We start from the raw sequence: 12,872 nt of genomic DNA, 5'->3' as shown, positions 1-12,872 counted from the left end.
AGGTGGCCCGCGCCGCCTTATGCGGCGTCGCGGGCCTCGATATCAAGATCGATGATATCCGCATCACCCATGTCGATGTCTTCCATGGCGTTGAACAGCGCCCAGATATGGCCGAACGGGTCGATGAAGGCGCCGACGCGGTCTCCGGTCGACAGCGTCTCGGCCGGGTTTCTGAGCGCGGCACCCGCACCGATCGCCCGGCCGATGACCCGGTCGACATCTTTCACATGCAGTTCGAGAATGACCGCCGTCGTGCCAAGCGCATGCGGCGATCTCGGCCCGCCAAGCTTCGGCTCGGCGTCCCGGCGCGGATTGGCGCCGGCGATCCGGAAGACGGATTCGCCGATCCTGAGGTCGGCGCTGGTCAGGATACCGCTCGGCCATTCGTGCCGCTGCACCAGTTCGGCACCCAGCACATCGCGATAAAAGGCAATGGCGCGGTCCTCATCGCCATGCCTGACAAAAAGCTTCACACAGATCTGCCGATCGGCCAGCCTGCCGCCATTGATGACCATGACATCCTCCAATCTCGGGTGAGGCGCACATCATATACAAAGACGAGAACAAATCAAGAACAATTGGCTCGCAACGCGCTTTTTCACGCTTGCCGCGACGTGGAAAGAAGTCGCTAAAATGCGCCCGTCAGCTTGCTCGTTTTCAACAGGATGTTCGTCTCCGTCACGGTGATGCCGTCGATCAGCCGGATCCGCCGCAAGGTCTCGTCGAACGACACCAAATCGCGGTCCTCAAGTTCGGCGATGAAGTCCCAGCGGCCGTTGGTACTGTGCAAGGCCCTGACCTGGGGCAAGCCGCGCAACTGCTCGGCAACCCGGTCGGCCATCTTGCCGTGAACCTCGATCATCACCACGGCGCGCACGCCGGACGCCGGGATTTCCGATCCGGTGCGAATGGTAAAGGCGGCGATCGTGCCGTTAGCGACCAGCCGGTCGATGCGCGCGGCAACGGTTGCGCGAGATACGCCGGTGCGCGCCGAAAGCGTCGAAACAGGCAGGCGGGCATTCTGGCGCAAGGCACTGATCAGCGCCTGATCGAGGTCGTCCATAGCTCTCACTTTGTAAAATTGGACTTGGCAATCTGTCGATCTTATCTTTCCAATCGACAGTTTTCCATCTTTTTGCTGTCACGCCTTTTGACGATAATCCGCGCAACTCACGGGAATCATCAGGAAGGAACAGGGCGGATATGACGACCATCACGCTGATCGGCGCACCCATCGAGGAAGGCTCTGGACGACGCGGCGCGGCCATGGGCCCGACGGCGCTTCGTATTGCCGGTATCGACACGGTTCTGCGCGACCTCGGTCACACGGTTTACGACGAAGGCGACGTCAAGCCGTTGCCGGCGCGTGACCTCGCCAACCACTCCGGCGCCAACAACCTGCAGATCGTCGCCGCCTTCGCCCGCGCGCTGCACGATTCGGTCCACGACACCGTGCGCAAGGGCCATTTCCCGATCATCCTTGGCGGCGATCACGCCCTGTCGATGGGCAGCGTTTCCGGCATGGCGCGCTACGCCGCCGAAGTCGCCCGCCCGCTGTTCGTGCTCTGGCTCGACGCCCATGCCGACTTCAATTCGCCGGCAACCTCGCCGTCGGGCAACATGCACGGCATGCCGGTCGCCTTCTTCTGCGGCAAGGCCGAGTTCACCCCGATCCTGCCCGCGGACCGGCCGATGGTCGATCCGACGAAGGTCTTCCAGGTCGGCATCCGTTCGGTCGACGACCGCGAACGCGAAGAGATCGCCGAACATGGCGTGCGCGTCTACGACATGCGTGCAGTCGATGAGCTCGGCATGGCGCACATCATGCGTCATATCCTCGATGAAGTGCGCTCGGCCAACGGCCTGCTGCATGTCAGCCTCGACGTCGACTTCATGGATCCCGAGCTGGCACCGGGCGTCGGCACCACGGTTCCGGGCGGCGCCACCTTCCGCGAAGCGCACCTGATCATGGAAATGCTCTGGGAAAGCGATCTCGTCTCCTCCCTCGACGTCGTCGAGCTGAACCCCTTCCTCGACGATCGCGGCAAGAGCGCGCGTGTCCTGGTCGAGCTGACGGCGAGCCTTTTCGGCCGCCGCGTCCTTGACCGCCCGACCCGAAGCGCCTGAGATAGAAAACAACGGAGGACGACGGATGAACACCACGGCAGACCTGATCGAAACCGAATACCGGCTCGGCGCGCACAACTATAAACCGCTCGACGTCGTGCTTTCGCGCGGCGAAGGCGTCTATGTCTGGGACATGGAAGGCAATCGCTACCTCGACTGCCTGTCGGCCTATTCCGCCGTCAACCAGGGCCACTGCCACCCGAAGATCTTCCAGGCGATGATGGAGCAGGCGCAGAAGCTGACGCTGACCTCGCGCGCCTTCCGCAACGACCAGCTCGCACATTTCTATGAAGAGATCGCGGCACTCACCGGCTCGCACAAGGTGCTGCCGATGAACTCGGGCGCGGAAGCCGTGGAGACCGCCGTCAAGGCGGTGCGCAAGTGGGGTTACGAGGTCAAGGGCGTCGCCGATAACAAGGCCGAGATCATCGTCTGCTCCAACAACTTCCATGGCCGCACCATGGGCATCGTCGGCTTCTCGACCGACCCGGACGCCCGCACCGGCTTCGGCCCGTTTGCGCCGGGCTTCGAGATCGTCCCCTTCGGGGACATCGACGCCTTCCGCGCCGCGATCACCGAAAACACCGTTGCCTTCCTGGTCGAGCCGATCCAGGGCGAAGCCGGCGTCATCGTGCCGCCGGTCGGCTATTTCTCGACCGTCCGCGAACTCTGCACCAAGCATGGCATTACGCTGATCCTTGACGAGATCCAGACCGGTCTCGGCCGCACCGGCAAGCTGCTTGCCGAAGAACATGAGGGCATCGAAGCCGACGTGACGCTGATCGGCAAGGCGCTCTCCGGCGGTTTCTACCCGGTCTCGGCCGTGCTTTCGAACTCGGAAGTGCTCGGCGTGCTCAAGCCCGGCCAGCATGGTTCGACCTTCGGCGGCAATCCGCTTGCCTGCGCCATCGCCCGCGCGGCGCTGAAGGCACTCACCGAGGAAGGCATGATCGAGAACTCGGCGCGCATGGGCGAACGCTTCCAGAAGGGCCTGACCGACATCCGTTCGAACATCATCAAGGAAGTTCGCGGTCGTGGCCTGATGCTGGCGGTCGAGCTGGTGCCGGAAGCCGGCGGCGCCCGCAAGTACTGCGAGGCGCTGAAGCAGCTCGGTATCCTTGCCAAGGATACCCATGGCGACACGATCCGCATCGCGCCGCCGCTGGTCATCACCGCCGAACAGGTCGATTGGGCGGTGGAACAGTTCGCCAAGGTTCTCGCCTCCGCCTGATCCTCTCGGATCGATTCCGCTTTTCCTTGCGCCCGGGCATCAGCCGGGGCGCAAGGTCTTTAAGCACTTGCAAAAGCAAGTCTTAACGAATCCCGGCCTATAGTCCTTTCCCAAAGCGCAAAGCGGTTCCTCCGCGCATGATGCAGCTGCGCCCCGCCGGATGTCGTCGGCGGACTTTTGAAAACTCTCCCCATCGGCTCAATGGCCGCGCCTGCCGCGACCGCACCGCACGGAGATGCAACGAGTTTGGCGGTGTCGCGCCTTTGGTGGCGTCGACCGGAAAGCTGGAAGGACCTTCGATGACAAGCACACTCAGGACGGCTGGTTTCGACGGCGAGACGCTGGAAATCATCGCGTTCCGCCTCCACGATCAGGAATTCTGCGTCAAGACCACCACGATCCGTGAGATCCGCGGCTGGGCCCCCTCGACCCCCATTCCGCATTCGCCGCCCGAGGTCATCGGCGTGATGAACCTGCGCGGCACCGTGATCCCGATCATCGACCTTGCCCACAAGCTCGGGATGAAATCGACCACGGCCAATGAGCGCAGCGCCATTGTCGTCGCCGAGGTGCACAACATGGTGATCGGCCTGGTCGTCGACCGTGTCTCCGACATCCTCACCGTCCAGGGCAACCAGGTGCAACCGGTTCCGGAAGTGACTGCCTCCTTCGACAAGAGCTTTGCCGAAGGCATCATCGCCAACGAGAACGGCATGATCTGCTTCCTCAACCTCGCCCGGATGTTCAAGGAACGCGAAGTCGAAGAAATGGCCGCCTAAACAACAAATCCTGGGTCGCATCAAGGCCGCTTTGCCGTCGGGGCAAGGCGGCCTTTTCACGTCCGGACAATGCGGTTTCCGGGCGCAGCCGTCGATTCCTAAACGATGAATTGCTAATTCAACCTAGAAACAGAATACGAGTTTTCACAACTAAGATTTGATAATTGCTATTTTAACACACGCTTAACAATCATGATACTAATCTAGATTGCATAAGCAAGACGTCATGGGCATGAAGGCCCACGAGTTCGAACTCCCCCTCGAAGCAAGAAAACGCTGACCCTGATCGGGCCGGCGGACGACGGACCAGACAATTTTCGGCAAGCCGGCATTTGTCCTTGTCCCCGGAGCCTGCGCCGCTCTTGGCCCCGCACGCCCTGTCGACAGCACAAGAACGAAGACCCGGCTTTCCGGTTTGAAGCAACAAAAACCAAACCAGAGGGTAATCATGTTCTCTTTCGGGCAGAGCCTGGATTCACGACAGATCGTCTCCGCGCTTTCAAAGTCGCAGGCCATGATCCAGTTCGATCTCACAGGAAAAATTCTGACGGCCAACGAAAACTTCTGCCAGGCGCTCGGCTACAACCTGCAGGAAATCGTCGGTCAGCACCATCGCATGTTCTGCGCGCCGGATTATGTGCAGACGCAGGAATATCGCGATTTCTGGGCGCGGCTTGGACGTGGCGAGTTCGACGCCAACGCCTACAAGCGCATCGCCAAGGACGGCCGCGAAATCTGGATCCAGGCGACCTACAATCCTGTCCTTCATAATGGCAAGCCCTACAAGGTCGTGAAATTCGCCAGCGACATCACCGCCGCCAAGATCAAGGCGAACGAGGATGGCGGCAAGCTCGATGCCATATCGAGATCGCAGGCGGTGATCGAGTTCACTCCCGCCGGCGAAATCCTCACGGCCAACGAGAACTTCTGCAATGCTCTCGGCTACAGCCTCCAGGAAATTCAGGGCAGGCATCACAGCATGTTCTGCGAACCGAACTATGTGCGCGGCACCGAGTATGCCGAGTTCTGGAAGAAGCTGGCCGCCGGCGAATTCATCTCCAACGAGTTCGTGCGCTACGGCAAGGGCGGCAAGGAAATCTGGATCCAGGCGGCCTACAATCCGATCCGCGATCCGAGCGGCAAGGTCTACAAGGTCGTCAAGTTCGCAACCGACGTCAGTGAGCGCATGGGCGCAATCAAGGCACTTGGCATCGGCTTGCAGGCGCTGGCGGAAGGCGACCTCACCCATGGCCTGCCGACACCGTTCGTTCCCAGCATGGAATCGGTCCGCACCGACTTCAACGGCGCGATCGATCGGCTCCGCCGGGCGATGCAGACCGTCGGAGACAATGCCAGCGCTATCGCCGCTGGAGCCCGCGAGATCCGCTCGTCCGCCGACGATCTTTCCAAGCGCACCGAGCAGCAGGCCGCCTCGGTGGAGGAAACCGCAGCGGCTCTCGATGAGATCACCACGACCGTCGCCGACTCCAGCCGACGCGCCGAGGAAGCGGGCGGGCTGGTGGCCAAGACCAAGGCGGGCGCCGAACGCTCCGGCAATGTCGTTAAGAACGCGATCGGCGCGATGGACCAGATCGAGCAATCGTCACGCGAGATCTCCAACATCATCGGCGTCATCGACGACATCGCCTTCCAGACCAACCTCTTGGCACTGAACGCCGGCGTCGAGGCGGCACGCGCCGGTGAAGCCGGCAAGGGCTTTGCCGTCGTCGCCCAGGAAGTGCGAGAACTCGCCCAGCGCTCGGCCAATGCCGCCAAGGAGATCAAGGCGCTGATCACCACCTCCAGCGACCACGTCAAGAACGGCGTCTCGCTCGTTGGGCAGACGGGAGCGGCACTCGAGGAAATCCTGGTCCAGGTCCAGGAGATCAATCTCAACGTCTCGGCCATCGTCGAGGCCGCACGCGAGCAATCGACGGGGTTGAAGGAGATCAACCAGGCGGTCAATTCCATGGATCAGGCGACCCAGCAGAATGCCGCGATGGTCGAGGAAAGCACCGCCGCAAGCCACAACATGTCGCGCGAGGCGGAAGCCCTGCACACCCTGCTCAGACAGTTCCGCATCGGGCAGGAACCGGCGACGATCGAGACGCAGCGTCACGCTGACGACCGCCAGCAGACAACACGACTTCACGCCACCGCCCGCGCCATGCGCGGCGGACAACGACAGGCCCTTGCCGTCGCACCATCAAACGATGGATGGCAGAATTTCTGAGCGCAATCCCTGCACCCCGCGCTCAGGAATGGGGGAAGGCGGCGACCGGTCGCCGCCTTCCCCTAAATCTTTCTGGCATCAGGCCGAGCACCAAGATCGCACTTCGACAACACACGTCATCAATGCATCTGGAAGTGCGAGCAGCGCCAGTCGCGACCAGCTTCTTATCCAGCGATCTGGAACCTACAGCGCCGCGCGTCTATTTAGACACGCAAAGGTCGCTGTAACACTTTGAGTTGCTGCATAATTTTGCCCTTAAATCGATTCCGATTTAAGGGCAAAATTATGCAGTATGGCACGAGGTAAAGTGCGGCAGTCCCGCCGCGACGCCGGCTGCGATCGACGCAGTCCTCAAGCCGCTTCCGGGCGCTTGATCTTCGAAGCCGCTTCAAGCACCAGTGGGCTCAGGCCCTCGCCGCCGCTGTCGATATGCTGGAACAGCTTTCGCCGCATGCGCGGCTCCCAATACTTGTTGATATGCGTCGCAACGCCCTGGGCGGCTTCATCCTGCGGCTGGCTCTTGAAGAAGGTGGCAATCTGGTTCGCCATGTAGATCAGCTTGGCATTGGTGTCATGCGACATCGGCGACGGCTCCGGACTTGATGCGTTCGGCATGGGTGAAGATCTCGAATTCGTCGCCGCGCACCAGCGCGATCAACGTCATGCCCGCTGCCTCCGCCGTGCGGATCGCAAGCGCCGTCGGCGCCGAGATGGCGATGATGACAGGGCTGCCGACAACGGCGGTCTTCTGGACCATCTCGACGGAAACGCGGCTGGTGACGACGACGGCGCCGTCGCATCCGCGGAAACCGGCACGCGCTGCCGCACCGACGAGCTTGTCCAGCGCATTGTGGCGGCCGACGTCCTCGCGCACGGCGATCAATCCCTTGCCCGGCACATAGAATGCGGCGCCGTGCACGGCGCGCGTTTCGAAGTGCAACGGCTGCTGGCCGTTCAGGAGCGCGACCGCCTTGACCACATCATCCTGCGAAAGACGAAGCGTCGATGCCGAAACGTCGGGCGTCGGCCGCACGGCCTGCTCGATCGATTCGATGCCGCAAAGTCCGCATCCGACGGGGCCTGCCATGTGGCGGCGGCGCAGGCGCAGCATGTCGTTCTGCTCGTCCCTGAGCGTGATCTGCAGGTCGATGCCGAGATTGTCCGCAACCTCGTCGGCAAAAGGCTCGATCGCTTCGATCTGGCCCGGATCGGTAATGATGCCCTCGGTCAGGCTGAAGCCGACGGCAAAGTCCTCGAGGTCTCCGGGTGTCGCCATCATCACCGCATGGGTCGAGCCGCCAAAGGTGAAAGCCACCGGCGTCTCCTCCGGGACAACACGAGAGCCGTCCCTTAAAGCCCCATTGCGACGGGCGGCTTCGGGCACGGTTTTCGACGTTGAGAATTTCGGCGTTGATGGCCCGGACATGGAGGCTACTCCGCCGCCTCCAGCTTGCCGGCGATCCGGCGCGACTGCCGCGCCTGTTCGTCATAATCCTGCTGCCAGTCCGACGGTCCGTTGGACGGCATCACCTGAACCGCCGTCACCTTGTATTCCGGGCAATTGGTCGCCCAGTCGGAGAAGTCGGTGGTGATGACGTTCGCCTGCGTCGTCGGGTGGTGGAAGGTGGTGTAGACGACGCCCGGCGCCACCCGGTCGGTGATCAGCGTGCGCAAGGTCGTCTCGCCGGCGCGGCTGGCAAGCCTGATCCAGTCGCCATCGCGGATGCCGCGCTGCTCGGCATCGTGCGGGTGGATTTCCAGCTGGTCCTCCGCATGCCAGACGACATTGTCGGTGCGCCGCGTCTGGGCGCCGACATTGTACTGGCTGAGAATACGGCCGGTGGTCAGAAGCAGCGGGAAGCGCGGACCTGTGCGCTCGTCCGTCGCGACATATTCGGTGCGGATGAACTTGCCCTTGCCGCGCACGAAGCCGTCGACGTGCATGATCGGCGAACCCTCGGGATGCTGCTCGTTGCAGGGCCACTGCACGGAGCCCATCTTATCCAGATAGTCGTAGGAGACGAGCGCAAAGCTCGGTGTCGTCGCGGCAATCTCATCCATGATTTCGGAGGGATGGCGATAGTTCCAGTTGAGGCCCATCGCCTGCGCCAGTTTCTGGGTAACCTCCCAGTCGGCATAGCCGTTCTTCGGCGTCATCACCTTGCGCACACGGTTGATGCGGCGCTCGGCATTGGTGAAGGTGCCGTCCTTTTCGAGGAAGGTCGAACCCGGCAGGAACACATGGGCGTAGTTGGCGGTCTCGTTGAGGAAGAGGTCGTGCACGACGACGCACTCCATCGCCGCAAGGCCGGCGGCCACGTGCTTGGTATCCGGATCGGACTGCAGGATGTCCTCGCCCTGGATATAGATGCCCTTGAACGTGCCGTCGACGGCGGCATCGAGCATGTTCGGGATGCGCAGGCCCGGTTCGTTGGAGATCTGCACACCCCAGAGCTTCTCGAAAGTCTCGCGCGTCGCATCGTCGGAAATGTGCCGATAGCCCGGCAGCTCGTGCGGGAAGGAACCCATGTCGCAGGAGCCTTGCACGTTGTTCTGGCCGCGCAGCGGGTTCACGCCGACGCCCGGGCGGCCGATATTGCCGGTGACCATGGCGAGGTTGGCGATCGCCATGACGGTGGTCGAGCCCTGGCTGTGTTCGGTCACCCCAAGGCCGTAGTAGATCGCGCCGTTGCCGCCGGTGGCATAGAGCCGTGCCGCTCCACGCACCAGATCGGCCGGGACGCCGGTATAGGCTTCGGTCGCTTCCGGACTGTGATAGGGCTCGGCAACGAAGGCTGCCCAGTCCTCGTATTCCGACCAGTCGCACCGCTCGCGAATGAAGGCTTCGTTGGCAAGCCCTTCGGTGACAATCACATGCGCCAGCGACGTCAGAATGGCGACGTTGGTGCCGGGCTGCAGAGGCAGGTGATAGGATGCTTCGATATGCGGCGAGCGCACGATATCGGTGCGGCGCGGATCGATGACGATCAGCTTGGCACCCTCACGCAGGCGCTTCTTCAGCCGCGAAGCGAAGACCGGATGGCCATCCGTCGGGTTGGCGCCGATGATCACGGCAACGTCGGTGAACTCGACCGAATCGAAATTCTGCGTGCCGGCCGATGTACCGAAGGCCTGACCGAGGCCATAGCCGGTCGGCGAATGGCAGACGCGGGCGCAAGTATCGACATTGTTGTTGCCGAAGCCGGCGCGCACCAGCTTCTGCACCAGATAGGTCTCTTCATTGGTGCAGCGCGACGAGGTGATGCCACCGACGGAATCGCGGCCATACTGGTACTGGAGACGCCGGAACTCGGCGGCGACATGCGCATAGGCCTCGTCCCAGGTCACTTCGCGCCAGGGATCGGAGATCTTTTCGCGGATCATCGGGTTGAGGATGCGATCCCCATGGTTCGAGTAGCCATAGGCAAACCGGCCCTTGACGCAGGAATGGCCGCGGTTGGCCTGGCCGTCCTTCCATGGCACCATGCGCACCAGTTCTTCGCCGCGCATCTCCGCCTTGAAGGAACAGCCGACGCCGCAATAGGCGCAGGTGGTGACGACGGAATGCTCCGGCTGGCCGATCTCGATCACCGACTTTTCCGTCAGCGTCGCCGTCGGGCAGGCCTGGACGCAGGCGCCGCAGGAGACGCATTCGGACGACATGAAGTCTTCGGCCATGCCGGCGGAAACGCGGCTGTCGAAACCACGGCCGCCGATCGTCAGCGCGAAGGTGCCCTGCACTTCCTCGCAGGCGCGCACACAGCGCGAGCAGACGATGCATTTGGCCGGATCATAGGTGAAATAGGGGTTGGATTCGTCCTTCGGCAGCCATTTGGCGTTGATCTCGCCGTTGTTGCGCGCCTTGACGTGATTGTCGCCTTCATAGCCGTAACGAACGTCGCGAAGGCCGACAGCACCGGCCATGTCCTGCAGCTCGCAGTCGCCGTTGGCCGCACAGGTCAGACAGTCGAGCGGGTGGTCGGAAATATAGAGTTCCATCACCCCGCGGCGCACGTCCTTCAGGCGTGGGGTCTGCGTCGAAACTTCGAGCCCTGGTGCCACCGGCGTGGTGCAGGAGGCCGGCATGCCGCCCCGGCCCTTGATCTCGACGAGACAGAGCCGGCATGACCCGAAGGCGTCCATCATGTCGGAGGCGCAGAGCTTCGGCACCTCGATGCCGGCATCCATCGCCGCGCGCATGATCGACGTACCCTCGGGCACCGTGACCTCGCGGCCGTCGATCGTCAGCGTCACCATGGTTTCGGAGCGGGAGGCCGGGGTGCCATAGTCGATTTCATGAATGAGAGACATGGTCTTCCTCTTCACTCCGCCGCTTCGACAAGCGGAGCCGGTTTGAAATCATCCGGAAAATGCGTCATGGCGCTGACGACGGGATAGGGCGTGAACCCGCCGAGCGCGCAGAGCGAACCGAACTTCATGGTGTTGCAGAGGTCGGCGAGCAACTCGCGGTTCTTCTCCGGCTCGATGCCGGCGGCGATCTTGTCCGCCACCTCGACGCCGCGGGTCGAGCCGATGCGGCAGGGCGTGCACTTGCCGCAGCTCTCGATCGCGCAGAATTCCATGGCAAAGCGAGCCTGCTTCAGCATGTCGGCGGTGTCGTCGAAGACGACGATGCCGGCATGGCCGATCAACCCGTCCCTCGCGGCAAACGCTTCATAGTCGAACGGCGTGTCGAACAGCGCGCGCGGGAAATAGGCGCCGAGCGGACCGCCGACCTGCACCGCCTTGACCGGCCGACCGCTTGCCGTTCCGCCGCCGATATGATCGATGATCTCGCCGAGGGCCAGGCCGAAGGCGGTTTCGAACAGGCCGGAGTGCTTGACGTTGCCGGCGATCTGGATCGGGATCGTGCCGCGCGAGCGACCCATGCCGAAGTCGCGGTAGAAGGCGGCGCCCCTGTCCATGATAATGGGAACCGAGGCGAGCGAGATGACGTTGTTGATCACGGTCGGACAGTCGAACAGGCCCTTGTGGGCGGGAAGCGGCGGCTTGGCCCGCACGATGCCGCGCTTGCCCTCAAGGCTGTTCAGGAGCGCCGTTTCCTCGCCGCAGACATAGGCGCCGGCACCGGTACGCACCTCCATGTCGAAGGCGCGTCCCGAACCGAGCACCGATGGCCCGAGCACGCCGGCGGCGCGCGCGATCTCGATCGCCTCGGCCATCGTCGCGATCGCATGCGGATATTCGGATCGGGTGTAGATGAAGCCCTTCGTGGCGCCTGTCGCGATGCCTGATATCGCCATGCCTTCGATCAGCACGAAGGGATCGCCCTCCATGATCATCCGGTCGGCAAAGGTGCCGCTGTCGCCCTCATCGGCGTTGCAGACGATGTATTTGCGTGTGCCCGCCGCTTCCAGCACGGTCTTCCACTTGATGCCGGTCGGAAAGCCGGCACCGCCACGGCCGCGAAGACCGCTATCCGTCACCTGGGCGACGATTGCCATCGGCTCCATGGCAATGGCGTTCTGAAGTCCGCGAAGGCCGCCATGCGCGCGGTAATCGTCGAGTGACAGCGGATCGATGACGCCGCAGCGCGCAAAGGTCAGCCGCGTCTGCTGTTTCAGGAACGGAATATCCTCGGTCTTCCCGAGACAGAGCGCATGGTTGCCGCCCGTAACAAGCCCGGCGTCAAGCAACGAGGCGACATCGCGCGCCTTGACCGGTCCATAGGCGACGCGGCCCTCAGGGGTTTCCACCTCGACCAGTGGCTCCAGCCAGTGCAGCCCGCGCGAACCGTTGCGCACGATGGTCGCGTCAAGGCCGCGCGCGGCGATCGCCTCCTCCATCGCCTTTGCCACCTTGTCGGCGCCGAGCGCCAGTGCTGCGGCATCCTGGGGAATGTAGATCTTCGTCGTCATCGTCGTCATCGGCGGGCCTCCGCGACGAGAGCTTCGAGATCGTCGGCATCGACCCTGGCATGCACCTCCCCGTCGAGCATCGCTGAGGGTGCGCAGGAACAGAGCCCGAGACAGTAGACCGGTTCCAGCGTCACCGCGCCATCCGGCGTCGTCTCGTGAAAGTCGATGCCGAGCAGGCGTTTGGCGCGCTCGGCCAGCTGATCGCCGCCCATCGACTGGCAGGCCTCGGCGCGACAGAGCTTCAGCACATGGCGACCGGCCGGATGCTCGCGAAAGTCATGATAGAAGGAAAAGACGCCATAGACTTCGGCGCGCGACAGGTTGAGTTCCCGCGCGATCACAGGCAGACAGTCCTGCGGCACGTATCCGAACTCGTGCTGGATCTCGTGCAGGATCGGCAGCAGCGGCCCTTCGAGCCCCTTCAGTTCCCCGACGATCGCAAGCGTGCGCCCGGTGACGTCGGCACGCGGCTGGTGAATGTTCACACGGGAGCCCTCCCGGCTCGCGGCTGCGGCGGCCCTTGTGCGGATCGCCCAGTCGAATTGGCATCGCCTGGGCAGGTCGTTTCCTCCACGCCCTCGCCCATGAGTGAAAAGCTTCGCCCGTCTGGCCGAGAGGGTCAA

Annotated in this window: 11 protein-coding genes; 4 read left to right on the top strand and 7 right to left on the bottom strand. The window is 63.0% G+C overall.

The genetic code is table 11. The features are described from left to right. Positions 1–17 precede the first annotated feature (17 nt). The gene (locus BC363_RS28880; protein ID WP_065780785.1) at positions 18–515 is read right to left on the bottom strand and encodes a VOC family protein; all 498 of its coding nucleotides are present in this window, start codon (positions 513–515) and stop codon (positions 18–20) included. Between the two features lie 113 nt (positions 516–628). Beyond that, complete coding sequence (locus tag BC363_RS28875) at positions 629–1,063, bottom strand: Lrp/AsnC family transcriptional regulator (RefSeq protein ID WP_065780784.1); 435 nt, start codon at positions 1,061–1,063, stop codon at positions 629–631. A gap of 140 nt (positions 1,064–1,203) precedes the next feature. Here BC363_RS28875 and rocF point away from each other — a divergent pair, with 140 nt between their 5' ends. The 4 genes from rocF to BC363_RS28855 all read left to right on the top strand — a co-directional run bounded on the left by rocF (position 1,204) and on the right by BC363_RS28855 (position 6,370). Beyond that, complete coding sequence (gene rocF, locus BC363_RS28870; protein ID WP_065780783.1) at positions 1,204–2,127, top strand: arginase; 924 nt, start codon at positions 1,204–1,206, stop codon at positions 2,125–2,127. A 25-nt stretch (positions 2,128–2,152) separates the two neighbouring features. Continuing rightward, positions 2,153–3,358 carry an ornithine--oxo-acid transaminase gene (gene rocD / locus BC363_RS28865; protein ID WP_065780782.1) on the top strand — a complete coding sequence of 402 codons (1,206 nt, stop codon included), beginning with the start codon at positions 2,153–2,155 and terminating at the stop codon, positions 3,356–3,358. Positions 3,359–3,657: 299 nt separating this feature from the next. After that, positions 3,658–4,137: a chemotaxis protein CheW gene (locus tag BC363_RS28860; protein WP_025425030.1), complete on the top strand. Its 480-nt coding sequence runs from the start codon at positions 3,658–3,660 to the stop codon at positions 4,135–4,137. A gap of 448 nt (positions 4,138–4,585) precedes the next feature. Beyond that, positions 4,586–6,370, top strand: a complete 1,785-nt coding sequence (locus BC363_RS28855) for a PAS domain-containing methyl-accepting chemotaxis protein (RefSeq protein WP_065780781.1) — start codon at positions 4,586–4,588, stop codon at positions 6,368–6,370. Between the two features lie 351 nt (positions 6,371–6,721). On the opposite strand, the gene BC363_RS28850 is transcribed toward BC363_RS28855, so the two are convergent. The 5 genes from BC363_RS28850 to BC363_RS28830 are packed head-to-tail and all read right to left on the bottom strand — an operon-like array spanning position 6,722 to position 12,734. Further along, positions 6,722–6,952 carry a formate dehydrogenase subunit delta gene (locus BC363_RS28850; RefSeq protein ID WP_065780780.1) on the bottom strand — a complete coding sequence of 77 codons (231 nt, stop codon included), beginning with the start codon at positions 6,950–6,952 and terminating at the stop codon, positions 6,722–6,724. Next, positions 6,942–7,796: a formate dehydrogenase accessory sulfurtransferase FdhD gene (fdhD, locus tag BC363_RS28845; RefSeq protein ID WP_065780779.1), complete on the bottom strand. Its 855-nt coding sequence runs from the start codon at positions 7,794–7,796 to the stop codon at positions 6,942–6,944. Before fdhD ends, BC363_RS28850 begins: the two co-directional genes overlap by 11 nt. Before the next feature lie 5 nt (positions 7,797–7,801). Further along, complete coding sequence (fdhF, locus tag BC363_RS28840) at positions 7,802–10,681, bottom strand: formate dehydrogenase subunit alpha (RefSeq protein ID WP_065780778.1); 2,880 nt, start codon at positions 10,679–10,681, stop codon at positions 7,802–7,804. 11 nt (positions 10,682–10,692) lie between these two features. After that, positions 10,693–12,249: an NADH-quinone oxidoreductase subunit NuoF gene (locus BC363_RS28835; protein ID WP_065780826.1), complete on the bottom strand. Its 1,557-nt coding sequence runs from the start codon at positions 12,247–12,249 to the stop codon at positions 10,693–10,695. Positions 12,250–12,254: 5 nt separating this feature from the next. Further along, entirely contained in the window at positions 12,255–12,734 is a 480-nt protein-coding gene (locus BC363_RS28830) for a formate dehydrogenase subunit gamma (protein WP_065780777.1), read from the bottom strand. Positions 12,735–12,872 lie beyond the last annotated feature (138 nt).

This window comes from Ensifer sp. LC384, assembly GCF_001695865.1.
Taxonomy (GTDB): Bacteria; Pseudomonadota; Alphaproteobacteria; order Rhizobiales; family Rhizobiaceae; genus Ensifer.
This window is presented reverse-complemented; position numbering and strand designations above follow the sequence as displayed.